Here is a 26394-nt window from a genome sequence, read left to right on the forward strand (position 1 = left end):
GGCAAACGCACGGGAGGGCGGCATGACCGAGACCCGCACATCGGGCGCGCTGCCGACCTATTTGCGCATCGCCGAGGCGCTGACCATCGACATCGGGGGCGGGCGATTGTCGCCCGGTGAAAAGCTGCCGCCCGAGCGCGCGATGGCCGCCGAGCACGGCGTGGCCGTGGCCACCCTGCGCAAGGCGTTGGGCCTGCTGGTGGAGCGCGGGTTGATCGAGCGGCGCCAGGGCTCGGGCAATTACGTGCTGGGGGGCAACAAGAACATCGGCACCTATGCGCTGTTCCGGCTGGAGCTGAAGGACATCGGCGGCGGCCTTCCCACGGCGGAACTTCTGGACATCCGGAAGACCCGGAAGCCCGACACTCTGCCCAACCTGGGGCGCATGTTCGATGTCGGTATCCGGATGCGGCGGCTGCGGTTTCTGGCAGAGATCCCCGTCGCGGTGGAAGAGATCTGGCTGGATCTGCGTTGGCATGACGACAACGGATTGAACGCGCGCACTGTCTCGGAATCGCTCTACCGGACCTATGCCGAGAAGCTGGGGCTGCACATTCAGCACGCCGAAGACGTGATCAGCGCCGCCCCCCTGCCCGACTGGACGCCGCCGGAACTGGGCCTGGCCCCCGGCACCCCGGTGGGCTTCATCGAGCGGCGCGCCTACGACCAGCACGGCGCGCCGGCGGAGGCCTCGTGGACGTGGTTCGACCCGGCGCGCGCGCAGTATTTCTCCAAGGTGCCGTGAGGCGAAAAAGGAACAATGGACATGACAAGATACGGCCTCGTGGGGGCGGGCATGATGGGCCAGGAGCACATCCGCAACATCGCGCTTCTGGCGGAAACTGCCGTGACGGCGTTCTTCGAGCCCGATGACGCGATGGCGGCCCAGGCGGGCGCAACCGCGCCGGGCGCGGAACGGTGTGACACCCTGGACGCGCTGCTGGCGCGGGGTGACGTGGACGCGCTGGTGATCGCTTCCCCCAACCACTGCCACGTCGGGCAACTCAAGCAGATCGCCACGCAGGTGACGCTGCCGATCCTGTGCGAGAAGCCGCTTTATACCGCCCCCGGCGATGCCGCCGAGATCGCCGCGTTGGAGGCCTACGGCGCACCGATCTGGGTGGCGATGGAGTACCGCTACATGCCCCCCATCGCGAAGTTCCGCGAGCTGGTGGAAGAGGCGACGGGCGGGATCAAGATGCTGACGATCCGCGAACATCGGTTCCCGTTTCTGGAAAAAGTCGGGGACTGGAACCGGTTCAACCGCAATTCCGGCGGCACTTTGGTGGAGAAATGCTGCCACTTCTTCGACCTTATGCGCTTGATTCTAAACGATGAACCGGTGCGGGTCATGGCCAGCGCCGGGCAATCGGTTAATCACCTTAACGAAACCTACGAAGGTGAAGTGCCGGACATCTGGGACAATGGCTATGTCATCGTCGATTTCGCCGGCGGCGCCCGCGCGATGCTGGAGCTGTGCATGTTCGCCGAGGGCAGCGAGTATCAGGAAGAGATCACCGCCGTGGGTCCCGCCGGCAAGATCGAGGCGCGGGTGCCCGGCCCCACGCGGTTCTGGAACTTCGACATTGGTCCCGCGCCGATGCCCAAAGTGATCGTCAGCCCCCGGATGCCGACGACGGGCCGTGTGGTCCATGAGACGCCGGTGGACAAGCAGCTGCTGACGGCGGGGGACCACCATGGCTCCACCTACTATCAGCATGTGCAGTTTTTGCGGGTGATCCGGGGGCAAGCGAGCCCCCAGGTCACGCTGAGCGACGGGGCCGCGGCGGTGCGGATGGGGATGGCGGCGCAGGAAAGCGCGCGCACCGGGCGCGCCATCGATTTGTAAGGAAAGGTGCGGCCCGGCCTATTGTGCCGCGCCGGTCCCTTCTTTCTCAGGGATGTGATAGCCCTTCACGAAGCCCTCAACCGCCTGGCGCACGCGGTCGGTGTCGCTGGTGTCGATGGCCCCGCGCAGCTCTTTCATCATGGCGGCCACTTCGATCTGGCTGAGGCGGTCTTCCTCGGCCCGCAGGATCTTTTCGTGCGGGGTGCCGACCATAGAGGCGCTGTCGATCAACAGCTCTTCATAGAGCTTTTCGCCCGGACGAAGCCCGGTGATCTCGATCGCGATGCCTGGCCCGTCGGGGGTTTCCTGCACCGTGGCGCCTGACATCAGGATCATCCGCTTGGCGATATCGACGATGCGCATCGGTTTGCCCATATCCAGCACGAAGACATCGCCGCCGGTCGAATAGGCACCCGCCAGCAGCACAAGGCGCGCGGATTCGGGGATGGTCATGAAGTAGCGCGTCACCTCGCCGTGGGTGACGGTCACGGGGCCACCGGCCTTGATCTGATCCTGGAACAGCGGCAGCACAGAGCCCGAGGACCCCAGCACATTGCCGAAGCGCACCATGGAAAAGCGGGTGTCCGTGGCGCGCGAGGCCATGTCCTGGATCACCAGTTCCGCCATGCGCTTGCTGGCGCCCATGATGTTCGTGGGCCGCACGGCCTTGTCGGTGGAGACCAGAATGAACCGCTCACACCCCGCCGCTTCCGCGGCCGCCGCGACGACCTGGGTGCCGAGCGTATTGTTGCGCGCGCCCTCCAGCTCGTTCTCTTCGACCAGGGGGACGTGCTTGTAGGCGGCCGCGTGCAGCACGATTTCCACCGAGGCCTCGGCCATGACATCCTTGACCCGGCGCGGATCCGTGACAGAGCCCAGGCGCGTGACGACGTCGATGCCCCGCTCAATGGCTTTGGCGCGCAATTCGCGATCAATCTGGTAGAGCGCCAGCTCGGACCGCTCAAAAAACACGATGCGCGCGGGGTTACATTCCAGCAACTGGCGGCAAAGCTCGGACCCGATGGAGCCGCCCGCCCCCGTCACCATGACCGACCGGCCCGCATAGGCCTTGGCGATGTCCGGCACATCGAGGTCGACTTTGTCGCGGCCCAAAAGCGCGTCGGGCGAGACGGTCTTCATCTCGGTGCTTTTGCCCGAGATCAGATCAACGAAGGAGGGCAGCACCTGCACCTCACACGGCAATTCCGTGAGTTCCGCCAGAAGCACGTCCAGCTTCGGTTTCGGCAGCGACGGCATCGCCACAAGGATGCGCGCGACCTGCCCCTGGTCGATCATCTGGCGCAGGCGTCCCGGCCCCACGACCGACAGGCCGGAAATGATCAGACCGTGAAGCGAGGGGTTATCATCCACGAAGGTGACGGGATGCACCTCTTCGCTTTGGCGCAGCGCCGTGGCCAGCTGAATGCCCGCAGCCCCCGCGCCATAGACCGCCACGGGCACGCCGGTGTCCTGGCGCCAAGGGTGTTGCAGCAACAGGTAAACAACGGTGCGGCCCACGACCGAAAGGCCGAAGAACATCGCCGCGAAGATCATTGGCACGGAGCGGGGCGCGCCCAGGCTGAGCAGATAGCTGGTCGCCATCGCGGCGACACCCAGAACCGCCGCCGCCGCCGCGATACGCGACAGCGAGGTGATGTCGAGCGCGGTCAGCTTGATCCAGGGAAGACGGAACGCGAGAATCAGGACCGGTGCGAAGAGTGTCATCACCGCAAAGAGAGGCAGGGACTCCAGCGCCTGGGAAAGCGGTAGCCCGGTCCCGAACCGCAGCGCAAACGCCAAGTAAAGCGCGATCGGCACCAGCCCGCAATCAAAAGCGAGAAACATGAACCGTTTATGGCGGCGGGAGAGGGAGTTAAGGGTCATCAAGACCTCCGAATGGTGTGCGCTTACCGAAAAGGGTCGCGCGCTTGCGTCAAAATGGATCTTTAATATGGCTGTTAACGAACAATTAGCTGGTCCTGACCTAGCGTATTCCGCGTGTCAAATGTGTGAAAAATTGTGCCCTCGCGGGGCTTCGCCCGCCTATTGAGCGGCTTTCTGCCGAAAAACTAGGCGCCGTGCAAGATTGGCGCGCACCATGACGGCGGCCCCTCAAAATGATTGGCCGACCAGTGCACCAATCGCCGTTGTCGCGGCCATCGCCAGCGCCCCCCAGATCATCACGCGCAGCGCCGCCCGTCCGCGCGGGGCGCCTCCGGCTTTTGCGCCCATCGCGCCCAAAGTCCCCAGCCCCGCCAGGGTCGCCACCCCCACCCAGAGCACCACGATGCTGAGCGGCGCGACCCAGGCAACCGCCAGGGGCACGGAGGCGCCGGCCGCAAATGTCAGGGCCGAGACGCCCGCCGCCTGCACCGGGCGCGGCGGCGACAGATCGGTCAGCCCGATCTCGTCGCGCAGATGCGCGGTTAGCGCGTCGGCCTCGGTCAGATCTTCGGCCACCCGCGCCGCAAGGTCCGGTGTCAGGCCACGCTCTTCATAGATCGCCGTCAGCTCGGCCAGTTCAGCCTCGGGGTTGGTGGCCAGTTCGGTGCGCTCCCGCTCCACATCGGCCTTTTCCGCGTCCGCCTGGCTGGAGACCGAGACATATTCGCCCGCCGCCATGCTCAACGCGCCCGCAACAACCCCCGCGATGCCCGCCAGAATAATCGTCGCCCGGTCCCCCGAGCCCGCCGCGACCCCCACGATCAGCGAGGCGGTGGACAGGATCCCGTCGTTGGCCCCCATGACTGCGGCACGCAGCCAGCCCGACCGCCCCGAAAGATGCGGTTCCGCGTGGGCGGAGGGGACACCGGACGCGGTCGGGCGCACCATCAGAGGGTCGTCTCGCCCCGGAAGGGCGGCAGGGCCATTTTGCCGGGGTTAAAGATGTTATCCGGATCGATCCCGCGTTTGATCGCGGCCATCACCGCCATCGCACCGGGGCCCAACTCGCGCTCCAGGTACTTGGCCTTGCCCTGCCCGATGCCATGTTCGCCGGTACAGGTGCCCTCCATCGAGATTGCCACATCGTTGAGCCAACCAACATAGCCCTCGGCCTTGGCGACCTCTTCGGGATTGTCCATATCCACCAGCAAGAGCGTGTGGAAATTGCCATCGCCCACGTGGCCCACGATGGGGGCGGTGAAGCCCAAGTCCTCCAGCTTTGCCTGGGCCGCCGTAACGCAATCGGCAAGGCGGCTGATCGGCACACAGACATCCGTTGAAATGCCGCGCGCGCCGGGGCGCAGTTGCAGCGCCGCCCAATAGGCGTCGTGGCGGGCCTGCCAAAGCGCGCTGCGCTCTTCCTCATGGGTGGTGAACGTATAGCCGCTGCCGCCGTGATCGGCGGCGAGCTCTCCAAAGACGTCCGCCTGTTCGGTGACGCCGGTGTCCGAGCCGTGGAACTCCAGCAACAAAAGCGGCGCCTCGGGCAGGCTCAGCTTGGAGTAGGCGTTGCAGGCTTTGACCTGGAGCGCGTCGAGCAATTCGATCCGCGCCACGGGCAGCCCATAATGGAAAGCGGCGATGACGGCGGTGCAAGCCGCCTCCACCGTCGGGAAGCTGCAGGTGGCCGCCGAGGTCGCCTCGGGAATGCCCTGCAACTTCAGGGTCAGTTCGGTGATCAGACCGAGGGTCCCTTCGCTGCCCACCATGAGGCGCGTCAGGTCGAACCCGGCGCTGGTCTTGCGCGCCCGCGCCGCCGTTTGCACGATCTCGCCCGAGGGCAGCACGGCCTTGAGGGCCAGAACATTGTCCTTCATCGTCCCGTAGCGCACCGCGCAGGTGCCCGAGGCGCTGGTCGCGGCCATACCGCCGAGCGAGGCATCGGCGCCGGGATCGATGGGGAAGAACAACCCCGTGTCGCGCAGATGGGTGTTGAGCGCCTTGCGGGTGACGCCGGGCTGGATCACCACGTCCATATCCTCTGCATGGACCGCGAGGATCTTATCCATCTGACTGAAATCAAGGGAAATGCCACCGGCGGGGGCATTGACATGCCCCTCCAGCGAGGTGCCGGTGCCGAACGGAATGATCGGCACCCTATGGGTGGCGCAGATGCGGGTGATGTCCTGCACTTCTTCCGTACTTTGCGGAAAGATCACCGCATCGGGCGGCTGGTTGCGCAGCCATGTGGTGGTGTGACCGTGCTGTTCGCGCAGCGCCTGGCCCCGCTCCACCCGTGGCCCGTAGGCTTGGGTCAGGATCCCCAATGCTGCCGCGATCCCGTCTTCATTGCGCGGCAGATCAGCCAAAAGCGCCATGTCGCCCCCCTCACACTCACGTCCGCGCAAGCTTATCTGGCGCAGGGGATGGCCTCAACGTGCCTCTTTCATCTTGCCAAAAAAACTCAAACGCCACGGCTTGCCCAGCGCGCTGAGGTCGAAAGTTGGGGCGGCCCCTCCTCGGCTGCCTATTCGGCAGCCTCCTCGCAGGCGCGCGCAGCATCCAGTTCGGCGGCCTTCTTTTCGACCTGCTCCACGATGTGATCGACCATCTGGTCGTTGGACATCTTGTGGCTTTGCTTGCCCGCCAGGTAGACCATGCCAGAGCCCGCACCGCCGCCGGTGAAGCCCACGTCGGTCATCAGCGCCTCGCCCGGCCCGTTGACCACACAGCCGATGATCGAGAGGCTCATGGGCGTCTTGATGTGTTCGAGCCGTTGCTCCAGCGTCTCGACCGTTTTGATCACGTCAAACCCCTGCCGCGCGCAGGACGGGCAGGAGATGATGTTGACGCCCCGGTGGCGCAGGCCCAGGGATTTGAGGATCTCGAACCCGATTTTCACTTCTTCTACCGGATCGGCGCTGAGCGAGACGCGCATCGTGTCGCCGATCCCGGCCCAAAGCAGGTTGCCCAGACCGATGGCGGATTTCACCGTGCCGCCGACAAAGCCGCCGGCCTCGGTGATGCCCATGTGAAACGGCGCATTGGTCTGGTCGGCCAGTTGGTTGTAGGCGGCGGCAGTCATGAAGATGTCGGAAGCCTTCATCGAGATTTTGAACTCATGAAAGTCGTTATCTTCCAAAAGCTTGATATGGTGCATGCCGCTCTCGACCATGGCGTCGGGGCACGGCTCGCCGTATTTTTCCAACAGGTGTTTTTCGAGGCTTCCTGCGTTGACGCCAATGCGGATCGAGCAATTGTTGTCCCGCGCGGCCCGGACGACTTCTTTGACGCGCTCCGCATCGCCGATGTTGCCGGGGTTGATGCGCAGGCAGGCAGCACCCGCCTCGGCCGCCTCGATCCCGCGTTTGTAGTGGAAGTGGATATCCGCCACGATCGGCACCGGGCTTTCGCGGCAGATCTCGTGCATCGCCCGCGCCGAATCCGCGTCGGGGACCGAGACCCGGACGATGTCCGCGCCGGCCTCAGCCGCGGCGATCACCTGTTTGATCGTTGCGCTGGCGTCCGTCGTCAGCGTGTTGGTCATCGTCTGCACAGAAATCGGCGCACCGCCCCCGACGGGCACGTTGCCGACCATGATCTGGCGGGATTTCCGACGCTCGATATTGCGCCAGGGACGGATCGGGTTGTGGGACATCTCAGACCTTTTTGCGCTGCTTGGCCGTAAGATAGACATGTCAGGCGGGCTGGACAACGCGGGCGAGGGCAGATGGGGCAAAAAGACCCTGACGCGGCGCTTTGGGCCTCGGTCGGATTGAGTTGTATTGGGCAAGATGAAGGGGGGAGCGGCGTGCCCAGGTCGGCGGGCGGCGGGCTTTGATCTAGGGGCGCGGGATCGGGCGCAGATCGTCGTCTGTCGGGGTCTGGACCGTGACCGGCAGCGCGTTGCTGGCGATGATCGCGGCGGCGACATCGGCGGGGATCTCGGGGAAGAGCGTCAGGGGTTGGGGCGCGGGATCGGTGGGGTTGTAGGCGGTGACAGGCGCCTGCGGCACGACGGGGGCGATGTCGGGCACGGAGGCGGCGTCAAACATCAGCGAGGCGACCTGGGTGAGGTCGGGGTCGGCCTCCGTATCGGCGATCTCGTAGGTGGCGGTGACGGCATCTGCGGTGAGTTCCACATCGCGCACGATGGTGGCGCCGGGGCCAGCGGGGCCGAGGGCCACGCCGTTGACGGCAAAGTAGAGCGATCCGGCGTTGCCCGAGCGCAAGCGCGGGGCGCTGTCGGTGGCGGGCACCACGTAGCTGTCGCCCGCGTTCAGTGTCGCCTCATAGATCGTGGCGCCATCGGCGGAGGTCACGCGCACCCAGGTGGGGCGCGTGGCGAAAATCATCACCTCATCGGCGCGGCCTGCGGTGACCTGAACGGCGGTGTTGGATGCGGGCGCCGCGGGGGCATTGGCGGCAGGGGCGGCGCTGGCGGTCACGGCGGTGCTTGACCCGGCAAAGGTGCCGACTTCATCGGGGTTCAGGCTGGCCAGGGCACCGTCACGGGGCGTGAGGACCGGTGCCTCCAGCGCTTGCGGCCGGAAGAGCGTGTTGCCTGCCTCGGGGCCGGGCATGGCGATATCGAAGGTCTGGTCTGCGCCAAAGGTGCCGGATCCCGGACCTGCGCCCGTCTCTACGCCAACCAGCGGGTCAAGCTGTGCCAGGGGCACGGCGGGTGCCTCGTCAATCGGGGCGATTTGCAGGCGTTGGATGTCATTCAGGATCGCCCAGGCGCCGTAGCCGATGCCCACGGCCAGCACGAGCAGGACCGCGACGGACCCCAGGGCACCGGGTTCGATCCGCGAAAACAGGCTGTTGGAGGTGGGCGCGTAGGAAATGCGCGAGGAGGCCATGACTTCATTGGGGTCCAACCGGCGGGGCGCGCTGGAGACGGTGCGCTTGACGTCCGAGGCCTGATTGGTGGCGCCGCCGTGGATGCCGCGAAAGCCCGTCTCGTCGCAGAAGCGGCGGAAGGTCCATTCGGGGTCAATGCCGAGATAGCGCGCGTAGGAGCGGACGTAGCCCGCGATGAAGCCCTGGGATTGGAAGGCACCGACATCGCCATTTTCAATGGCAGCGATGTACGTGGCACGGATACGCAGCTCCCGCTCCACATCCAGAAGCGACTTGCCGAGCGTCGCGCGTTCCCCGCGCATCAGATCGCCGAGGGGGACATCAAGAAGGTCGTAGCCGTCGAAAGCGGGAACGGGGGCTTGCGCGGCGGCGGTCGGCAGGACTTGAGAACGGGTTTCAGACGCCTGCGCCTGAGCCCCTGCCTCGTGGTCCCAATACTGACCGTTGTCCTGGCCCATGCGGCCTGCCCCGATTCTATGGTTAGCCCACCATGCCTAGTGGTTGAGCGCCCAAGTGTCCCCAGATGTTACCCCATATGGCATGATTCCCAAAGGATCCTTGCCACATTTCATCTCTGCTATCATGGGACGTTGCACGAATGCACCCCGCAACGGCATGCCAGCGCGCGTTTCGGCGGGTTTGCGCCCATCATTTTCATTTTATTTTAAGGGCCTAGGGGGTCGTCGTGCCAATTTGGCGCAACTGACTGAGCGCGCGGGCAAAGCCCGTCAGCCCGCCAGTTCCTGCCTGTTTAATGCGCAATGCGACCAAAGACCGTCCATCGCGCGCACGAGCCCGTCGATCATACCCATGTCGTGGACCGGCGAGGGCGTGAAGCGCAACCGCTCGGTCCCGCGCGGCACGGTGGGGTAGTTGATGGGCTGCACATAGATCCCGAAATCCGCCAAAAGGGCGTCGGAAATGGCCTTGGTATGCACCGGATTGCCGACCATCACGGGCACGATGTGCGAGCCGTGATCGATGATCGGAAGCCCCAGGCCCTTCAGGCGCAGTTTCAGCGCGGCGGCGCGTTCCTGGTGCAGATCACGCAGAGCCTGATCGGACTTCAGGTGCCGGACCGAGGCCGCAGCCCCCGCCGCCACGGTGGGCGGGATCGAGGTGGTGAAGATGAACCCGGGCGCGTAGCTGCGCACCGCGTCACACATCTTGGCGCTTGCTGCGATGTAGCCACCGTGGACGCCGTAGGCCTTGCCCAGTGTGCCGTTGATGATGTCGACCCGGTCCATCAGCCCGTCGCGCTCGGCCACGCCCGCGCCGCGGGGGCCGTAGAGGCCCACGGCGTGAACCTCATCAAGGTAGGTCAGCGCGCCGAATTCGTCGGCCAGGTCACAGAGCTCCCGGATCGGGCCGAAATCACCGTCCATGGAATAGATCGACTCAAACGCGATCAGCTTGGGGGCGGCGGGGTCGTCGGCTTCTAGCAACTCGCGCAGATGCGCGACGTCGTTGTGGCGGAAGATGCGCTTGGCGCCGCCATTGCGGCGGACGCCTTCGATCATGCTGGCGTGGTTCAGGGCGTCGGAATAGATGATCAGGCCGGGGAACAGCTTGGGCAGCGTCGACAGCGTTGCGTCGTTGGCGATATAGGCCGAGGTGAAGACCAGCGCGGCCTCTTTCTGGTGCAGATCACAGAGCTCCGCCTCCAGCGCCTTGTGATAGACCGTGGTGCCCGAGATGTTGCGCGTCCCGCCCGAGCCTGCGCCGGTGGCTTCCAGGGCCTCGTGCATCGCGTCGAGCACCACCGGATGCTGGCCCATGCCCAGGTAGTCGTTGCCACACCACACCGTGATGTCGGCTTGCGAGCCATCGGGCTTTTTCCAGACCGCGTGGGGGAACTGGCCGCGCTTGCGCTCGATATCGATAAACGTGCGGTAGCGGCCTTCCTCGTGCAGCTTATTCAGGGCTGCGTCGAGCGCGGTATCGTAGTTCACTGGCGGTCTCCCTCACGGGGCGTGGTGCCCCCTCAGATCGATGGCTTTGGCAGGTCGATTCCTGCGTTGGCCACACATATGGCCCAAAAGCCACTCACGCCAAGCTACATTTTGCCGCGAGCAGGGCTTTGATCTGGGTCAATTTTTGCGGTCTAGGCGCGAAAAGAGCCTTGGCGCGCGGCGGACAAGGCCATCGCGCATTCGCGTTGCACCCCCCTGCCCGGCCCGCCAAGATGCGCGCAACCCGTCATCCGAAAAGGAGCTTCCATGCCCTCCGACCCTATTCTTGCCTCTGTCCTCAACCACGTTGACGCCGATCTTGACGCAGCACTTGAGCGTCTGAAGGCGCTGCTGCGCGTGCCCTCGATCTCGACCGACCCGGCCTATGACGCCGATGTGGGCCGCGCCGCGCAGATGTTGGCCGAGGACCTGTCGGCCCTGGGCTTCGACGCGTCGGTTCGCGAGACGACGGGCCATCCAATGGTCGTGGCCCATGGCTCAGATGAGGGCGCCCACGTTCTGTTCTACGGCCACTACGACGTGCAACCCGTTGATCCGTTGGAGCTTTGGCACCGCGACCCGTTTGATCCGGCCATTGAAGAGCAGAACGGCAAGAAGGTGATCCGCGCGCGCGGCGCGGCTGACGACAAGGGCCAGTTGATGACCTTCATCGAGGCCTGCCGCGCCTGGAAAGCGGTGACCGGCAAGCTGCCCGCCCGCGTGACGGTGTTTTTGGAGGGGGAGGAGGAAAGCGGCTCCCCCTCGCTGGTGCCGTTTCTGGAGGCCCATGCCGAGGAGTTGAAAGCCGAGGTGGCCTTCATCTGCGACACGGGGCTGTTTGCCGAGGGCGTGCCCGCCATCGTCACCCAATTGCGCGGCATGTTGCAGGAAGAGATCACGGTGAAGGGCCCGGACATCGACCTGCATTCCGGCATGTTCGGCGGCATCGCAATGAACCCGATCCGGGTGCTGACGCAGGTGCTGGCGAGGCTGCACGGTGACGATGGTGCCGTAACCGTGCCCGGCTTTTACGACGGCGTGCCCGAGATCAGCGATACCCTGCGCGCCAGTTGGGATGCGCTCGGGTTCAACGCCGAGGGCTTCCTGGGCCCCGTCGGGCTAAGCCACCCGGCGGGTGAGACGGGGCGCTCGGGGCTGGAAATGGTCTGGTCGCGCCCCACGGCAGAAGTCAACGGGATCTGGGGCGGCTACACCGGCGCGGGCTTCAAGACCGTGCTGCCGTCCGAGGCCCACGCCAAGATCAGCTTCCGGCTGGTGGCAGGCCAAGACCCCCACCGCCTGCGCGAGAACTTCCGCGATTGGGTCCAGGCGCAGATGCCGCCCGATTGCACCGTCCGCTTCACCGGCCACGGCGCCTCTCCCGCCGGTCAGATGAACACCGACCATCCGATTTTCGAGATGACCCGGGCCGCGTTGAGCGATGAGTGGCCGAGCGAGGCCGCCTACATCGGCTGCGGCGGCTCGATCCCCGTGGCGGGGTATTTCAAGACGATCCTGGGCATGGATTCGGTGCTGGCTGGGTTCGGCAACGATGACGATGCGATCCATTCGCCGAACGAGAAATACGACGTCGAAAGCTTCCACCGCGGCATCCGGTCCTGGGTCCGGGTTCTCGGCGGATTGGCGGAGGGGTGAGAGGACTTGAGACGTAGAAATGGGGGCTCTGCCCCCGACTGCGCCCCAAGGGGCACAGCCTCCCCCGGGATATTTGAAGAACGGGGAAGGAGGCACGTAACGCTATGTTAACCAACGTTGCGTATTGAGAAGCTACGGTACAGGCGGGGACGCCGATGACCGTGAACGGGGAAGGCCCTCGGTGATCCCGGGGGCTGACCTCCGCCATTTCCCCGTTCTTAAAATATCCCCGCCGGAGGCTTCCGTCGTTGGCATACGCGGTGTTGGGGGATGTAGGGCCTTCACGGGCCTCACGCGCCCTGCAAGCGCGCCGCGATGCGCCAGAAGCGGATGACCAGCACGATGCCCGCCACCGCAAGGCCGATGGCGAGGCCCGCCCAGATCCCCTCTCCTTCCCAACCCATCGGAAACCCGAGGATGTAGGCCAAGGGCATGCCGACGAGCCAATAGCTGATACAGGCGTAGACCATCGGAATGCTGGTGTCCTGGACCCCGCGCAGGAGCCCGAGGGCCATGACTTGCGCTGCATCGACCAGTTGGAAGAAGCAGGCCACCACCAGAAGGCTCGCGCCAATGGCGATGATTTGCGGGCGGAGCGGGTCGGAGGGGTCGACGAAGAGGCCCACGAGCGGCTCGGCCAGGGCGAGCAGCAGGATGATCGTGGCCGCAACCATCAGGCCTGACAGAAGCAGCGCCGCGAGGGCGGATTGGCGGAGACCGGGCGCGTCATTCTGGCTCCACCGGCGGCCCACGCGCACGGTCGCCGCCGAACTGAGGCCGATGTGGACCATGAATGTGACCGAGATGATTTGAAGGGCGATGCCGTGGGCGGCGAGTTCCAGCGTGCCGATCCAGCCCATCATGATCATCGTGGCCATGAAGAGGCCTGCCTCCGACAGCAGCGTGATGGCGATGGGCCAGCCGAGGCGGAAAACCTGGACCAGCGCCTCCCAATCCGGGCGCCAGAAGCGGGTGAACAGCGCGAAGTGGCGCAGCCCCTCGGCGCGCGCGGCGTAGAGCGCGAGGATCGCGAAGATCAGCAGGTGGGTGAAGACGGAGGCGGCGGCGGCGCCTGCGATGCCCAGCTCAGGCGCGCCGAGGTTGCCGAAGATCAGCACCCAGTTGACGAAGGCGTTCAGCACGACGCCCCCAAGCCAGGCCCAGAGCACGATATTGGGCCGCTCCAACGCGCTCAGGTGGGAGCGCAGGACCACAAGGAGGACGCCGGGCCAGATCGCCCAGCCGGCGATGCGCAGGTAGGTTTGGGCGTCGGCCGAGACCTGGGGCGTTTGGCCCGCCAGCAGCAAAAGCGCCTCGGAGAACCAGAAGAGCGGCATGACGGCGGCTGCGAAGGCCAGCGAGATCCACAGGCCCATGCGGGTCACCCGGCGCACCTGCGCCTCGTCCTCGCGCGCGGCGGCAGAGGCCACCATGGGCATTACGGCGAGGCCGAAGCCCATGCCGAGGATCAGGATCAGGTGGAAATAATTGGAGCCTAGCGCGACGGCGGCGAGCTCTTCGACCCCGTACCAGCCGGTCATCACCGTGTCGGTCACCCCGATGAAGGTCTGCGCCAACTGCCCGCCGATCAGGGGCAGGCCCAGCTTGAGCGTGGCGCGGATATGATCGGCGAAGGTCATGGATCCGCCTTACGGGCGGCGCGGCGCCGGGGCAAGCGCGGGGCGGGGGATGAGAGGGATTGCGCCGGGTCCCAGACGCCGTTCGGGCGCCTGCGCCCCGTCGCCCAGTTTTTTTTGGGGGGGGGCGGGCGCTCAGATCGCTGCGCGACCTGAGCGCCCGCCTGCTCAGCCTTTACCCTATAGGCCAAACCGCCGCCGCCAGCGCGTACTACTCCGTCGACCCAAAATTCAAACGTCACCGCTAAGGCGCCCGCGCCGTGACGCGGGGCTGCCGCAGGCAGCGCCGCCCACGGCGCGTGGTCCGGCGAGGCAAAGCTGCCGTCAGGCAGCGTCCAAGGCGGAGCCCCTCCCCCCCAGCCCGCGGCACGCGCTAGAGCGCTGCGAGGGCCAATTGCGTCGCGAGCGTGGCGACGAGCGCGCCGACGGCAAGCTCCAGGATCGGCTGCGCGCGCGCCAAGGCCGCGCTCTCCGCCCAACCCGCCAGTGCCGTCCGGCGCAGGCCGACGGCCGCGACCGCCACAACAATCGTCACACTTGCGGTGCCCAGGGCCATCGCAAAGGTGCCCAGGACGCCTGCCCAGAACACGCCCATTTGCGCTGTCAGGATCAGCACGAACAAGGCCCCGGTGCAGGGCCGGATCGCCACGGCGGCAATCAGGGCTGCGATCTCTCGCACGCCGGTTGCGCGGGCGACTTCTTCGGGCGACGGACCATGGGAGTGGCCGCAGGTGCTGCACGCGGCACCGTCGCCTGTATGATCGTGGTCATGATCGTGCGTATGCCCGTGATCGTGGGTCAGCCCCTGCCCCGCCGCGCGGCTGACCCGCCACAGCCCGCGCGCGCCGCGCCAGACGAGCCAGAGACCCACCAGGGCAATCGCCGCGAAGCTGAGCGGCGCGAAGACCTCATCGGCCATCGTCGTCATCCGCTCCCGGCTCCAGCCGATCAGCCAGACGCCCGCGCCCACCAGCGCCACTGCCGTCGCCCCTTGCGCCAGGCTGGAGGCCAGCGCCACCGCCGAGAGCCGCCAGGCGCCCACCTCTCGTGCCGCGCCGTAGCCGCCGATCAACAGCTTGCCGTGGCCCGGACCGGCGGCGTGGAAGAACCCGTAGCCCAGACATACCGCCATTAACGACAGGACCGCCGCCGCCTCCCCGGCCCGCAGGCGGCGCAGGGCGCCGGCCATGGCCCCTTGCGCCTCGCGCTGTCCGTCCAGGGCCCAGGCCGTCACCACGCGGTCCGCGCCTGACAGCCACAAGCCGAGCCCGGCGGCCACCAGCACCACCACAAGGCCCAGCATCACCCAGCGCATTCGAACACCACCCTGTCTGCGAAAAGCGCGCCGACCGCCGGGAAGTTATCCTCGGCCGCGACCGCCCCGCCGATGGCCTCCAACGCTGCCTCCAGCGCATCGTAGGCGGCGTCGAGATCGGCGCGGATCAGCTCGGGCGTGCAGGATGCGCCTTGAACCACCATCTCTCCGATCATCTCAAATGCGATGTAGAATTCCGGGTCGTAGACCTGCGCCACCAAGGCCTCGCCCCCGTTGGGGTCGATGACGGCGCGTCGATGGGTCGTGCGCAGCTGGCCGGGGTCCACCAGCTCCAGGGACACCGCCTCCGGCGCGCCCAGCGTCAGCTCGGTCTGGCCCCGGTGCATCTCCAGCCCGCCTTCAAACCCGTAGGACCAGTTGAGATCGAACCCCAGAGTCTGCGCGACCTCGGCGTCGGTCAGCACCATGTCGAGATCGGGGTCCAGGTCGTAATCCTCAAGCAAGATCAACGTGTAAAGCTCATCGTAAAGCCAGGTGACCTCGACCGCCGTGACCACGCCATCCTCGACCACCAGGGTCAGGCCTGCGTCGACGAAGATGTGCGGATGGGCCGAAGGGGCCGAGGGCCACAGGCCCAAACCCAGGGCCGCAACGGCAGATATTGCGAAACGAGAGGGGGTCCGGGGCACCTTCATGGAGCCCTATATCGTCCCCCGCGCCCGGGCTCGCAAGCGCCCGCGCGCGCCGCCTCGCGGATTGTTGCTCAATTCGAATTGCATTGTTCAGATATCGTTTCGAATTCGCCACAATGTCGCCCCGTTCTGCGCGCAAAACGGACAGACCAAGTTTGAAGGCGTAGTCCAGTGTCCGTTTTTACCCATGTGACCAGATATTTCGCGGAAGACCGCGGCGCGGTGACTGTCGATTGGACAGTCATCTCGTCTGCTGCCGTCGGTCTGGCCGTGGCGACGACTGCGATCATGACCGATGGCCTCGACGTGCTGTCGCTGCGCATGGACGACGAACTTCGCACCCGCCAGCTCAGCGATGACTGGATCCAGTTCTACGCCAGCCATTTCGAGCCGATCCTGGCCACCGGCGCGATCTCGGAAGAACAGGCCGAAACCATCTACGGCATGGCCAACGAGTTGATGAACTACGACATCATCAGCAACCTGACCAACGGCATCGTGGCGCTGGAAGAAGGCACCATCACCTCGGAAGAGATCATTGCGTTGGTCGCCCTGGCCTCGGTCGCCTACCAGCGCAATTTGGTCGATGACGCCATGTTGAACCATTACTTTGGCTTCGACGGCTCGGACCCGTACTATATGACCGTGGCCGCCGCCCCGTCCGAATCCGGTTCGGGCTAACGTCCCTCCCCGGTCGCCTTCCCTAACCCCCTGCGTCGATATCGGTTGATCTGCATCGATCAAGCGGGCTACGCTTCTCCCATGACCTACGCCATTTCCTTTGTAGCGCGCTCTATGCGCAGGCTCCGGTAACGGACCCCCCAGACCCCTGTTCCCCCGCGCCCTCCAACATCTGTTCGGAGGGTTTTTTGTTGCTCAAACTCAACCCTGGCACCCCATGAACACCGCCCCCCGCCCCACGCCGCCGCATCTGGCCACGCTGATCCTTCTGGCGGCGCTGTCGACGCTGACGCTGAACATGATCCTGCCGTCGCTGGCCGCGATTGCCCGCACGTTTGAGGCCGACTACGCGCTGGCGAGCCTGGCCATCGGCGGCTATCTGGCGGTCACGGCATTTGTGCAGCTGATCGTCGGGCCTTTGTCAGACCGGGTCGGGCGGCGGCCCGTGCTTCTCGGCGGGCTCGTGGTGTTCGTCGTGGCCTCCCTCACCTGCATGCTGGCGCAGAATATCTGGGTTTTTCTTGCCGCCCGCATGGCGCAGAGCGCGATGACGATTGGTTACGCGATCTCTCTGGCGGTGGTGCGCGACACGACGGATCCGCGCCGGGCCGCCGCCGTGATCGGGACCATCGGGACGGTCATGGCCCTAGCGCCGATCCTGGGGCCGGGCTTCGGCGGCGTGCTGGACACCTACCTGGGCTGGCGCGCCAGCTTTGCGGTCTATTCCGTGGCCGGGATTGCGATGCTGGCCTGGTGCTGGATCGACCTGGGCGAGACACGGCCCGAGGGCGGCGAGGCGCGCCCCTCCACCCTGTCTGCGGCGCGCATTTTGCTGGCCGCGCCCGCCTTTCGCGCCTACCTCGCCTGTGCAGCACTCTCCACCGGGGGTTTCTACGCCTTCCTCGCCGGGGTGCCCTTCGTGGCCGAGGAAACCTTTGGCATCACCACCGCGCGCCTTGGCCTCTTCATCGGCTCCATCACCGTGGGCTATATGGCGGGCAGCTTCATCTCGTCGCGCGTTGCCTCCCGTGTGGCGCTGTCGACGATGATGCTGGCAGGCCGGATCGTGGCGTGTACCGGCCTGTCGTTGGGGCTTTTTGCCCTTGCCTTAGGCATCGTCACCCCGCTCACCTTCTTCGCCGCCACGATCTGCGTGGGCCTCGGCAATGGCTTGACCCTGCCCTCCAGCAACGCGGGCGCCATGTCCGTCCGCCCGGACCTCGCAGGCAGCGCCGCCGGGTTCTCGGGCGCCGCAACAGTCGCCTGCGGCGCGGTGCTGACGACGCTGGCGGGCATCATCGTGCCGGGCCAGCAAGCGCCCGCCGTTTTGCTTGGCCTGATGCTCGCCGCCTCCGTGGCAGCCCTACTGGCCGCCCTTTCCGCGCGCCGATTTGAGGCCTGAGCCGCCCCTGCCCCCGGCGCAGGGATTTGCAAAAAACGAATACCCGGCGTTAAGCTGCATTTGAATTCTATTTGATAAGGACATTTCCAGATGGCGGAACGTGCAATTCTAATGGTTCCGGGGTTTGACCGCGTTCAACGCGAGCAAATTCGCGACGCGCTGGCGAATTTCATTTTATGCGATGCCCAGGCCTACAAGGTGTCCGAAACCCAGGACCGCCCGAGCGCTGGCAAAAGCTATGTCGGGCTGAACGCGATTTCGCGGGACGACCCGTCAAAAGCGCTCGACCTGCGGGTCTACGAGGTGTTCTGGAGCGATATCATCCCCGATTACTCGGCAGAATCGACCTGGGAGAAGTTCAAACGCGCCACGATGCTGGTCGCCTATTGGGGCCTTTACGCCTTGCGATCAAGCAGGCCGGCCATCCCGTCGTGGTCCCGCGTTTGGCTGATCGGGGCAGGCCTTTTGCTACTGTTGTGGTATCTTCTGGTCACGGTGGCGTTCCTGAACCTAATTGCATCAAACCCCAGCCTCATCCCGGAACCGATCGCTGACGCGCTCTCTAGGCTTCGGATCAATGTCGAAAATATCAGCGACTTTTGGAGCGACGTGCTCGCCTTCTGGCCCGTCGCGTTCATTCTGCTGCTTGTGGGAAATGGGCGGTTGGAAACGGTGGCCAATATCGCGCAATTCGCGAAAGTCTATCTGGGCGACGAAAGATCCGCGCCGATGGAGACAAGCCTGCGCTCCAAACTGCGCAAACGCGCGACGGATCAATTGGATATTATTCTGGGGGACCCTGATGTCGAAGAAGTGTTTGTCGTCGCCCATTCTTTCGGCGGCGCTATTGCGGTTGATGCGCTGGCAGAGTTCGGCAGTGACCTGCCGCGCGTCCATCTGTTCACTTGGGGCACTGTCCTGGGGGTCTTTGCCCACCAGCAGGACTGGATTCGCCGCGACCTGGAACATCTGCAGGACGCAAAGCCGAGCCTGGCCAGTTGGACCGATTACCGCATTCGCCGCGACAGCCTCGCCGTGCCGGTGCCCAAAATTTCGGAAAAGGCCCAAATCACGCACGTGGATCTGCCCGCCATCACCACCCTGCCGCTGCCCTCTCAGCAGGCCCACAACGCCTACTATAGTTCCCAGAAGGCCATCGAAGCCCTTCTGGTCGCGGTTCCGCCCGTCAGTGCGGCGCAGGTGGCAGGCGACTGAAACGGCCCCCTGCCGCCGCGTCACGGGTCCCGCGCGGCCCAGGCGCCCTCCGGCGGCGGCGCGAAACTTCCGCGCGCCCGCTTCCCCCTGCCCCCCAAACCTGCCATTATTGGGAAAACCGCCCACAATATAGAGCAGACCAATGGCTGATGACCTCCTCTCCGGCACGCCCGACGCTCAGGCCTATGACGCCGCCTCCATCGAGGTGCTGGAGGGGCTAGAGCCCGTCCGCAAGCGCCCCGGCATGTACATCGGCGGCACCGATGAGCGTGCGCTGCATCACCTCGTGGCCGAGGTGCTCGACAACTCCATGGACGAGGCCGTCGCGGGCCATGCCACAAGGATCGAGGTGGCGCTGAACGCCGATTACTCCATCACCATCACCGACAACGGGCGCGGCATCCCCGTCGATCCGCATCCGAAATTCCCCGACAAATCCGCCCTTGAAGTGATCCTCTGCACGCTCCACGCGGGCGGCAAATTCTCGGGCAAGGCCTACCAGACCTCGGGCGGTCTGCACGGCGTCGGCATCTCGGTCGTCAACGCGCTGTCCGATCACGTCCGCGTCGAAGTCGCCCGCAACCGCGAGCTCTTCGCCCAGGAATTCTCGCGCGGCATCCCCCAGGGCCCGGTCCAATCCGTGGGTGCCACCGCCAACCGCCGCGGCACCTCCGTCACCTTCCACGCCGACGAGCAGATCTTCGGCTCCCACCGCTTCAAACCGGCGCGCCTGATCAAAACCGTCCGCTCCAAGGCCTACCTGTTCTCGGGCGTCGAGATCCGCTGGAAGACCGCTATCGATGACGGCGAAACGCCCACTGAGGCCACCTTCCACTTCCCCGGCGGCCTCTCCGATTACCTCATGGAAACCCTCGGGAAATCCGTCACTTACACGGAAAAACCCTTCGCTGGCAAAGTCGACTTCGGCCCCCGGTTCAACGTGCCGGGCTCCGTCGAATGGGCAATCTCCTGGACGCCCGCGCGCGACGGTTTCATCCAGTCCTATTGCAACACCGTCCCCACACCCGAGGGCGGCACCCACGAGGCCGGGTTCTGGGCCGCGATCCTCAAGGGCATCCGCGCCTACGGCGACCTTGCGGGCAACAAGAAGGCCGCCAACATCACCCGCGATGACCTGCAAACCGGCGCGGGCGCGCTGGTGTCGTGCTTCATTTCCGAGCCCGAGTTCGTCGGCCAGACCAAGGACCGCCTCGCCACCACCGAGGCCCAGCGCCTGGTCGAACAGGCCGTGCGCGACCACTTCGACAACTGGCTGGGGCAGAACACCAAGGAAGCGGGCGCGATCCTCGATTTCCTGGTGCTGCGCGCCGAGGAACGCCTGCGCCGCAAGCAAGAGAAAGAGACACAGCGCAAGTCCGCCACCAAGAAGCTGCGCCTTCCCGGCAAGCTGGTCGACTGCTCTCAGACCGCGCGCGACGGCACGGAATTGTTCATCGTGGAGGGCGACAGCGCGGGCGGCTCCGCCAAGATGGCGCGCAACCGCAAGAACCAGGCGCTACTGCCGCTCCGCGGGAAAATCCTGAATGTTCTGGGCGCGGCCTCCTCCAAACTGGGTCAAAACGCCGAAATCTCGGACCTCTGCCAGGCCCTCGGCGTGGGCATGGGCACGAAATTCAATCTGGAGGATCTTCGTTACGATAAGATTATCATCATGACGGATGCCGACGTCGACGGCGCCCACATCGCGGCGCTTTTGATGACGTTCTTCTTCTCCCAAATGCGCCCGATGATCGACGGCGGGCACCTGTACCTCGCCTGCCCGCCCCTCTTCCGCCTCACACAAGGCGCGCGCCGCGTCTATTGCCTGGACGAGTTGGAACGGGACGAGATGCTGGAGAAGGGCTTGGGCGGAAAGGGGAAAATCGACGTCTCCCGGTTCAAGGGCCTGGGCGAGATGGACGCCAAGGACCTCAAGGAAACCACGATGGACCCCACTTCGCGCAAACTGATCCGCGTGTCGGTGGATGACGACGTGCCAGGTGAAACGGGCGATCTGGTGGAGCGGCTGATGGGCAAAAAGCCCGAACTGCGGTTCCAATACATCCAGGAAAACGCGCGCTTCGTGGAGGAGCTGGATGTATAAGTTAACGGCGTTAACGATTGTCGCGGCGCTGGTCCTATCAGCCTGCGGCACCACCCCCGAAACCCTGATCATGTCCCGCCGCACGGGCCTGACCGGTTCCGGCGACATCACCTCTGGCGTCCTGCGCAACTCCGGCGAGCTGACGATCGGGACCCGTTTCGAGACCTTCACCGGCCGCTGGGTCGCCGTCCGCGAGGGCGCCAACCAGGGGTTGGAGCTGCTGCAAGCCTACGCAGGCGGCTCCCTCCTACGCGGCACCGCCAACCTGATATCCGAGAGCGAAGCAGGCTACGGCACCGCGATTTTGACCTCCGACGGAGGCCGGTCGATGCGCTGCGAGTTCCGGTACACGGGGGTTCAGATCACGGCGATTGGGGTGTGCGAGACGACGGATGGGGAAGTATTTGATTTTCAGATTGGGTGAGGGGCGCGCCAAATAACTTTTGAAATATTATTGCGGGTGAAGCGAAATGCGAGTCTACAAGTTTTATGGTTCCGGGCGCGCTCTGGAAAACTTGAGGCAAGCCCGACTGAAGATTTCTACGCTCGATGATATGAACGATCCCTTCGAGCTATTGAGTTATCGTTTACCGATGCCTGAACCGCGAAATAGTTGGCTTGCAGCGAGAAAAACCTTTGGTAGTCAGTACGGGGTCATCTGTTTCTGCAAAAGCTGGGGCAACCCTGTCATGTGGAGCCACTATGCCGAGTATCACAGCGGTCTTGCGTTAGGTTTCGACATTGATGACAGATTTTTGAACCGAGTAAAATATATTAAGAATCGTCGGAACTTGCCTATAAGCTCAGACCTATCGGCAAACACACGAGTCATAAGCAATGCGCTGAAGACCAAATTCAAACACTGGGAATACGAGCAAGAATACAGAAGGATTACGGAGCTTGGAGAACCCGACGAGGTGAATGGATTGTACTTCTTACCATTCAAAGGTCATATGATACTTCGTGAAGTGATAATTGGGCCTAAGTCGAAAGTGACATCAGACCAAATCATGGATGCGTATTCAAGTGAGCCAATCTCGGTCATTACTTCTCGAATCGGCTTTAGGGACTTCAAGGTCGTCCAACAAAAGAAGCAGTCACTTTGGAAGTAATGGATCGCACAATCCATTCCAAAAGAATGCTCAGGGCGCAGTACCCCCTGAGTTGCGCACTTTTCATACGCATAAATCTTCCTCAGCGACCTCGCACTCAGTCCAACCGCCGCCTCACTATCACCCCATCAACCACCCCACCCTTGCCGCAAGCCCCTTCCCGCGCGTAGCCTGATCCCCATTCGTTAACCGCCTTAAGGATTTCCCATGCGCGCCCTCCTCCTCGCCCTCACCCTCCTCCTGCCCCTCGCAGCCCAAGCCCAAACCAACGACACCTCCAACCCGATCATCGCCCGCATGGCCGCCCTCGTGGAGGCCTATAACGCCCAGGATCTCGCCGCCATCGGCGCGATCTACAGCGAGGACGCGGCGCTTTTTGCGCCCGGCGAACGCTCGATCCTGGGGCGTGAGGCCATTGTCCAGCACTACGCCGACGCCATCGCGGCGGGCTCTCGCGACGTGCAGTTCATGACCTTCGACATCCGCTCCACCGACACCACCGCCGTGGAGGTCGGCGAGGTCGTCCTGCAGGCCGGAGAGAACCGCATCGTCACCCGCTACATGCATCTGTGGGAGGTCATCGACGGCCAGATCCTGCTGACCCGCGACATGTATCACGTGCTTGCCGTGCAATGACGCCCGCCGACGCCCAGACTGCGCTCGCCGATCACTTCGCGCCCTGGGTTCTCGACCTTGGGTTGGAGGTGCCCGAGATCACCGCGACCCACGCCATCACCCGCATGCCCCTGACCCCGCAATTGGCGCGGGTCGGCGCCATCGTCTGCGGGCAGGCGCTGACGGCGCAGGCCGATACGACGATCATCCTCGCGCTGGCGGGCTACGTCGGGGATTTCGTGCCCGCAGGCACCGTGACGCTTGATACGCAGTTTTTGCGTCCCGGGTCCGGCACGGCGATTTTGTGCCGGGCCCAGATCGTCCGCGCGGGCCGGTCGTTGGCGTTTGCGCGGGCGGATCTGAGCGCCGAGGATACCGGCAAACCGGTGGCCACCGCGACGGCCACCCTCGCCCTGCCCTAGGCGTTTGGGTGTACGGGGTGTGTACGGCCCGGTGTACGGGTTGTGCCTGCTGCGATTTCCCGGCACGATTTGGCCCATGCGGACCGTTATCCTGATCCTGTTAACCCTTTGCCTCGCCGCTTGCGGGCGTCCGTTAACCGATGCAGAGGCCGCTTACATGGCCGAGTTGCAGGGAGATACATTTGACCCTCGGCCCGTGCGGATCGCGCAGAACCCGCTGGTGGGCCTGATCACCCAAACCTATCCGACGCGCCCTCCAACGACCTGTCGCGAAAGGATTTTCCCCCCTCCGACGACGCCAACCGTCTCTGCCCAAACCGGCGGCATTGTGTTCTTCAACACCATGCATCTGCGCGAGGATCTGGTGCTGGACGATTACACCCGGTTTCCCGACGGCACGCGCGGCCTGGTGGCGGCGATGTTCTTCGCCCACGAGATGACCCACGTCTGGCAATGGCAGAACCGGGAGCTGACCGGCTACCACCCGTTCCGCGCCTTCGCCGAGCACGCGACGATCGAGGATCCGTATCTGTTTTCCAACGACGATCCGCGCCCGTTCCTCGACTACGGGTTTGAGCAGCAGGCCTCGCTGGTGGAAGAATATGTCTGTTGCCGCGCCCTGGATCCGCAGGGCCCGCGCACGGCGCGGCTGGAGGCGCTGATCGGCCAGGTCATGCCCGTGACGCCCCTGCGTGAGCGTATGGATAACACGCCGATTTTCCTGCCGTGGGAAGACGCGCCCGTTCGTGGTATTTGTTCCTGATCAAAGGATTAGCCCATGCCGACCCAAGCCCTCATCATGTTTGCCGCAGGCATTGGCATTCCGGTTCTGGCGGCCTTGAACGCACGGTTGGGGGCCAATATCGGCTCTCCTGCGGCGGCCGCAACGGTGCTGTTCATCGTTGCGTTTCTGACCGCGGCGGCGACGATGATCCTGACGGGCGCAGAGGCGTTGCGCGCCATTCCGGCGCAGCCCAGGCACCTGTTTCTGGCGGGCGTTTTGGTGGCGTTCTATGTGCTCAGCATTACCTATGTGGCGCCCACATTCGGGGTTGGGAATGCGGTGTTTTTCGTGATCCTAGGGCAACTCGTCAGTTCCGCCGCAATCGACCATTTCGGCCTCTTCGGCGCGCAGGTTAACGCCGTTAACGGGTTGCGCCTGGCGGGCATCGCGGTGATGGCCCTCGGCGTCGCGATCACGCAACTCAGCCTGTCGCGTTAACCCGCTTTCTCTTCCAGCGTTAACCACTCCATCTCGGCCTCTTCCAGCTTGGCCTGACGCTCGGCCAAGGCGTCCGAGGCCTTCTGCGCCTTCACCGCTTGGGTCGTGTAAATCTCAGGATCCGACAAGAGCTCCGACAGTTTCGCGATCTCGGCCTCCAGCCGCGCGATCACGCCGGGCAATTCCTCCAACCGATGCTTCTCGGTAAACGACAGCGCGGATTTTACCGGCTTTTCAACCACCGCCGCGGCCTTTGCCGCCTTCGTCCGCGCCTTCTCGGAATCCGGGCGCGGCTTGTCGCCGCGCTGCGCCAGCATATCCGTCCAGCCGCCCGCATAGGCCACGGCCCGGCCGCCGCCTTCCAGCGCCACCGTGGCCGTCGCCACCCGGTCCAGAAAATCCCGGTCGTGGGAGACTAGAAGAACCGTGCCCGGATAATCCCCCAGAAGATCTTGCAGAAGATCGAGCGTCTCGACATCCAGGTCGTTCGTGGGCTCGTCGAGGACCAGCAGGTTGCTTTCCTTAGCCATGATCCGCGCCAGCAAGAGACGCGCCTTTTCACCGCCGGACAAGGACCGCACCGGTGCCCGCGCCTGGGCCTCGTCGAAGAGGAAATCCTTCAGGTAGCCGACCACATGACGCGGCGCGCCGCGCACCAGAACCTGGTCCGACCGGCCCGAAACGCCGAGCGTCGGATCATTCGTCAGACTGTCCCACAGCGTCGCGTCGCCATCCAGCGCCGACCGCGTCTGATCAAAGACCGCCATCTCGATGCCCGTGCCAAGCGTCACATCGCCCGTATCGGGCGCGAGCTCTCCGGTCAGCATCTTCAGAAGCGTCGTCTTGCCCGCGCCGTTAGGGCCGACAAAGGCGATCCGGTCGCCGCGGAGGACCCGAATATCAAACGGACGCAGGATGACGCTGTCGCCGTAAGTCTTTGAAATTCCCCGCGCTTCAATGACCCGCTTGCCAGAGGCGCTGCCCGCCTCCAACTGCATCGCCGCCGTCCCCTGACGCCGGATCATGGCCGAGCGTTCAGCCCGCAATTCCCCCAACGCCCGCACCCGGCCCTGGTTGCGCTTGCGCCGGGCGCTGATGCCTTCCACGGCCCAACGCGCCTCGGCCTTGATCTTGCGATCAAGCTTGTGGCGCTGCAAATCTTCCTCGGCCCAGACCGTGTCGCGCCACTCCTCGAACCCGTCAAAGGCGCCGTCGCGCCGCCGCACGACGCCGCGGTCCAGCCACAGCGTGCCGCGCGCCAGCGCCTTCAGAAACGCCCGGTCGTGGCTGATCAGGATGAAGCCCGCGCGGGTCTGCTTCAACTCTGCTTCCAGCCATTCGATGGCGTCGATATCGAGGTGGTTGGTCGGCTCATCCAGAAGCATCAGGTCCGGCGCTTCGGCCAGCAGGCGCGCCAGCGCCGCGCGCCGCCGCTCGCCGCCCGACGCCGCGTCCACGCGGGCATCCAGCCGCAGTTTCAGCCCTTCCGCCGCCGCCTCTACCCGCCAGGCCTCGGACGGCCCAAGGGTCGCGAGGGCGAAATCACCCAGCGTCTCAAACCCGTCAAAATCAGGGTCTTGTTCCAGATACCCCACGCTGGTGCCATCGGGCAGCACGCGCGAGCCCGCATCCGCCTCCACCAGCCCCGCCATCACCTTCATCAGGGTCGATTTGCCCGATCCGTTGCGCCCCACCAGCGCCATCCGGTCGCCCGCCTGCACCACCAGATCGAGCGAGGAAAACACCGGGTCGCCGCCAAAGGTCAGCGCGATATCCGAGAGCTGTAAAAGGGGAGGTCTGGCCATATCCGCG

The 26394-nt window shown here is 64.9% G+C and carries 23 protein-coding genes; 13 read left to right on the plus strand and 10 right to left on the minus strand.

Annotated elements, in window-relative coordinates; all coding sequences use genetic code 11:
• Window positions 1-22 precede the first annotated feature (22 nt).
• Complete coding sequence (locus AC6I9R_RS13875) at window positions 23-745, plus strand: GntR family transcriptional regulator (RefSeq protein ID WP_461426156.1); 723 nt, start codon at window positions 23-25, stop codon at window positions 743-745.
• A gap of 21 nt (window positions 746-766) precedes the next feature.
• The gene (locus tag AC6I9R_RS13880) at window positions 767-1849 is read left to right on the plus strand and encodes a Gfo/Idh/MocA family protein (protein WP_461426157.1); all 1083 of its coding nucleotides are present in this window, start codon (window positions 767-769) and stop codon (window positions 1847-1849) included.
• An 18-nt stretch (window positions 1850-1867) separates the two neighbouring features.
• Here AC6I9R_RS13880 and AC6I9R_RS13885 read toward each other — a convergent pair whose 3' ends face one another.
• The 6 genes from AC6I9R_RS13885 to hemA all read right to left on the minus strand — a co-directional run bounded on the left by AC6I9R_RS13885 (window position 1868) and on the right by hemA (window position 10548).
• The gene (locus tag AC6I9R_RS13885) at window positions 1868-3733 is read right to left on the minus strand and encodes a polysaccharide biosynthesis protein (protein ID WP_461426158.1); all 1866 of its coding nucleotides are present in this window, start codon (window positions 3731-3733) and stop codon (window positions 1868-1870) included.
• A 228-nt stretch (window positions 3734-3961) separates the two neighbouring features.
• Complete coding sequence (locus AC6I9R_RS13890; RefSeq protein WP_461426159.1) at window positions 3962-4681, minus strand: VIT1/CCC1 transporter family protein; 720 nt, start codon at window positions 4679-4681, stop codon at window positions 3962-3964.
• Window positions 4681-6111, minus strand: a complete 1431-nt coding sequence (locus AC6I9R_RS13895; protein ID WP_461426160.1) for an FAD-linked oxidase C-terminal domain-containing protein — start codon at window positions 6109-6111, stop codon at window positions 4681-4683. The genes AC6I9R_RS13890 and AC6I9R_RS13895 overlap by 1 nt, the downstream gene beginning before the upstream one ends.
• A 149-nt stretch (window positions 6112-6260) precedes the next feature.
• Window positions 6261-7391: a flavodoxin-dependent (E)-4-hydroxy-3-methylbut-2-enyl-diphosphate synthase gene (gene ispG / locus AC6I9R_RS13900; protein ID WP_461426161.1), complete on the minus strand. Its 1131-nt coding sequence runs from the start codon at window positions 7389-7391 to the stop codon at window positions 6261-6263.
• A 184-nt stretch (window positions 7392-7575) separates the two neighbouring features.
• A complete protein-coding gene (locus AC6I9R_RS13905; RefSeq protein ID WP_461426162.1) occupies window positions 7576-9054 on the minus strand; it encodes a helix-turn-helix domain-containing protein in 1479 nt (492 codons plus the stop codon).
• 270 nt (window positions 9055-9324) lie between these two features.
• Complete coding sequence (gene hemA / locus AC6I9R_RS13910; protein WP_461426163.1) at window positions 9325-10548, minus strand: 5-aminolevulinate synthase; 1224 nt, start codon at window positions 10546-10548, stop codon at window positions 9325-9327.
• Between the two features lie 267 nt (window positions 10549-10815).
• On the opposite strand from hemA, the gene AC6I9R_RS13915 reads away from it, so the two are divergent.
• On the plus strand, window positions 10816-12204 hold the full coding sequence (locus AC6I9R_RS13915; RefSeq protein WP_461426164.1) for a M20/M25/M40 family metallo-hydrolase: 1389 nt from the start codon (window positions 10816-10818) through the stop codon (window positions 12202-12204).
• A gap of 290 nt (window positions 12205-12494) precedes the next feature.
• Here the strand turns inward: AC6I9R_RS13915 and AC6I9R_RS13920 are convergent, their stop codons facing one another.
• The 3 genes from AC6I9R_RS13920 to AC6I9R_RS13930 form a co-directional block, all read right to left on the minus strand.
• Entirely contained in the window at window positions 12495-13844 is a 1350-nt protein-coding gene (locus AC6I9R_RS13920) for an MATE family efflux transporter (protein WP_461426165.1), read from the minus strand.
• A 370-nt stretch (window positions 13845-14214) separates the two neighbouring features.
• Window positions 14215-15156, minus strand: a complete 942-nt coding sequence (locus AC6I9R_RS13925) for a nickel/cobalt transporter (RefSeq protein WP_461426166.1) — start codon at window positions 15154-15156, stop codon at window positions 14215-14217.
• Window positions 15144-15812: a DUF1007 family protein gene (locus tag AC6I9R_RS13930; RefSeq protein ID WP_461426167.1), complete on the minus strand. Its 669-nt coding sequence runs from the start codon at window positions 15810-15812 to the stop codon at window positions 15144-15146. Before AC6I9R_RS13930 ends, AC6I9R_RS13925 begins: the two co-directional genes overlap by 13 nt.
• Window positions 15813-15998: 186 nt before the next feature.
• On the opposite strand from AC6I9R_RS13930, the gene AC6I9R_RS13935 reads away from it, so the two are divergent.
• From AC6I9R_RS13935 to AC6I9R_RS13980, 10 genes are all read left to right on the plus strand, one after another.
• Entirely contained in the window at window positions 15999-16490 is a 492-nt protein-coding gene (locus AC6I9R_RS13935; protein WP_497862957.1) for a hypothetical protein, read from the plus strand.
• A 217-nt stretch (window positions 16491-16707) separates the two neighbouring features.
• On the plus strand, window positions 16708-17892 hold the full coding sequence (locus AC6I9R_RS13940; RefSeq protein ID WP_461426169.1) for an MFS transporter: 1185 nt from the start codon (window positions 16708-16710) through the stop codon (window positions 17890-17892).
• A 90-nt stretch (window positions 17893-17982) separates the two neighbouring features.
• Window positions 17983-19107 carry a hypothetical protein gene (locus AC6I9R_RS13945; protein ID WP_461426170.1) on the plus strand — a complete coding sequence of 375 codons (1125 nt, stop codon included), beginning with the start codon at window positions 17983-17985 and terminating at the stop codon, window positions 19105-19107.
• A gap of 142 nt (window positions 19108-19249) precedes the next feature.
• Entirely contained in the window at window positions 19250-21211 is a 1962-nt protein-coding gene (gene parE, locus AC6I9R_RS13950) for a DNA topoisomerase IV subunit B (protein WP_461426171.1), read from the plus strand.
• Complete coding sequence (locus tag AC6I9R_RS13955) at window positions 21204-21635, plus strand: hypothetical protein (protein WP_461426172.1); 432 nt, start codon at window positions 21204-21206, stop codon at window positions 21633-21635. Before parE ends, AC6I9R_RS13955 begins: the two co-directional genes overlap by 8 nt.
• Window positions 21636-21765: 130 nt before the next feature.
• Complete coding sequence (locus tag AC6I9R_RS13960) at window positions 21766-22323, plus strand: DUF2971 domain-containing protein (RefSeq protein ID WP_461426173.1); 558 nt, start codon at window positions 21766-21768, stop codon at window positions 22321-22323.
• A 207-nt stretch (window positions 22324-22530) separates the two neighbouring features.
• On the plus strand, window positions 22531-22959 hold the full coding sequence (locus AC6I9R_RS13965) for a YybH family protein (protein WP_461426174.1): 429 nt from the start codon (window positions 22531-22533) through the stop codon (window positions 22957-22959).
• The gene (locus tag AC6I9R_RS13970) at window positions 22956-23360 is read left to right on the plus strand and encodes a PaaI family thioesterase (protein WP_461426175.1); all 405 of its coding nucleotides are present in this window, start codon (window positions 22956-22958) and stop codon (window positions 23358-23360) included. The genes AC6I9R_RS13965 and AC6I9R_RS13970 overlap by 4 nt, the downstream gene beginning before the upstream one ends.
• A 76-nt stretch (window positions 23361-23436) precedes the next feature.
• Complete coding sequence (locus AC6I9R_RS13975) at window positions 23437-24123, plus strand: hypothetical protein (RefSeq protein WP_461426176.1); 687 nt, start codon at window positions 23437-23439, stop codon at window positions 24121-24123.
• A gap of 15 nt (window positions 24124-24138) precedes the next feature.
• Entirely contained in the window at window positions 24139-24582 is a 444-nt protein-coding gene (locus tag AC6I9R_RS13980) for a DMT family transporter (RefSeq protein WP_461426177.1), read from the plus strand.
• Here AC6I9R_RS13980 and AC6I9R_RS13985 read toward each other — a convergent pair.
• Window positions 24579-26387: an ABC-F family ATP-binding cassette domain-containing protein gene (locus tag AC6I9R_RS13985; RefSeq protein WP_461426178.1), complete on the minus strand. Its 1809-nt coding sequence runs from the start codon at window positions 26385-26387 to the stop codon at window positions 24579-24581. The two genes, AC6I9R_RS13980 and AC6I9R_RS13985, sit on opposite strands and share 4 nt — an antisense overlap.
• Window positions 26388-26394: the final 7 nt, after the last annotated feature.

This window comes from Gymnodinialimonas sp., from assembly GCF_059726805.1.

Coding starts and splice junctions, on each gene's coding strand:
- AC6I9R_RS13880 (WP_461426157.1), top strand. CDS start 767: ATGACAAGATACGGCCTCGTGGGGGCGGGCATGATGGGCCAGGAGCAC.
- AC6I9R_RS13985 (WP_461426178.1), bottom strand. CDS start 26,387: ATGGCCAGACCTCCCCTTTTACAGCTCTCGGATATCGCGCTGACCTTT.
- AC6I9R_RS13895 (WP_461426160.1), bottom strand. CDS start 6,111: ATGGCGCTTTTGGCTGATCTGCCGCGCAATGAAGACGGGATCGCGGCA.
- AC6I9R_RS13940 (WP_461426169.1), top strand. CDS start 16,708: ATGAACACCGCCCCCCGCCCCACGCCGCCGCATCTGGCCACGCTGATC.
- AC6I9R_RS13980 (WP_461426177.1), top strand. CDS start 24,139: ATGCCGACCCAAGCCCTCATCATGTTTGCCGCAGGCATTGGCATTCCG.
- AC6I9R_RS13890 (WP_461426159.1), bottom strand. CDS start 4,681: ATGGTGCGCCCGACCGCGTCCGGTGTCCCCTCCGCCCACGCGGAACCG.
- ispG (WP_461426161.1), bottom strand. CDS start 7,391: ATGTCCCACAACCCGATCCGTCCCTGGCGCAATATCGAGCGTCGGAAA.
- AC6I9R_RS13945 (WP_461426170.1), top strand. CDS start 17,983: ATGGCGGAACGTGCAATTCTAATGGTTCCGGGGTTTGACCGCGTTCAA.
- AC6I9R_RS13955 (WP_461426172.1), top strand. CDS start 21,204: ATGTATAAGTTAACGGCGTTAACGATTGTCGCGGCGCTGGTCCTATCA.
- AC6I9R_RS13965 (WP_461426174.1), top strand. CDS start 22,531: ATGCGCGCCCTCCTCCTCGCCCTCACCCTCCTCCTGCCCCTCGCAGCC.
- AC6I9R_RS13970 (WP_461426175.1), top strand. CDS start 22,956: ATGACGCCCGCCGACGCCCAGACTGCGCTCGCCGATCACTTCGCGCCC.
- AC6I9R_RS13885 (WP_461426158.1), bottom strand. CDS start 3,733: ATGACCCTTAACTCCCTCTCCCGCCGCCATAAACGGTTCATGTTTCTC.
- AC6I9R_RS13915 (WP_461426164.1), top strand. CDS start 10,816: ATGCCCTCCGACCCTATTCTTGCCTCTGTCCTCAACCACGTTGACGCC.
- AC6I9R_RS13875 (WP_461426156.1), top strand. CDS start 23: ATGACCGAGACCCGCACATCGGGCGCGCTGCCGACCTATTTGCGCATC.
- AC6I9R_RS13975 (WP_461426176.1), top strand. CDS start 23,437: ATGCGGACCGTTATCCTGATCCTGTTAACCCTTTGCCTCGCCGCTTGC.
- AC6I9R_RS13920 (WP_461426165.1), bottom strand. CDS start 13,844: ATGACCTTCGCCGATCATATCCGCGCCACGCTCAAGCTGGGCCTGCCC.
- parE (WP_461426171.1), top strand. CDS start 19,250: ATGGCTGATGACCTCCTCTCCGGCACGCCCGACGCTCAGGCCTATGAC.
- AC6I9R_RS13930 (WP_461426167.1), bottom strand. CDS start 15,812: ATGAAGGTGCCCCGGACCCCCTCTCGTTTCGCAATATCTGCCGTTGCG.
- AC6I9R_RS13960 (WP_461426173.1), top strand. CDS start 21,766: ATGAACGATCCCTTCGAGCTATTGAGTTATCGTTTACCGATGCCTGAA.
- AC6I9R_RS13905 (WP_461426162.1), bottom strand. CDS start 9,054: ATGGGCCAGGACAACGGTCAGTATTGGGACCACGAGGCAGGGGCTCAG.
- AC6I9R_RS13925 (WP_461426166.1), bottom strand. CDS start 15,156: ATGCGCTGGGTGATGCTGGGCCTTGTGGTGGTGCTGGTGGCCGCCGGG.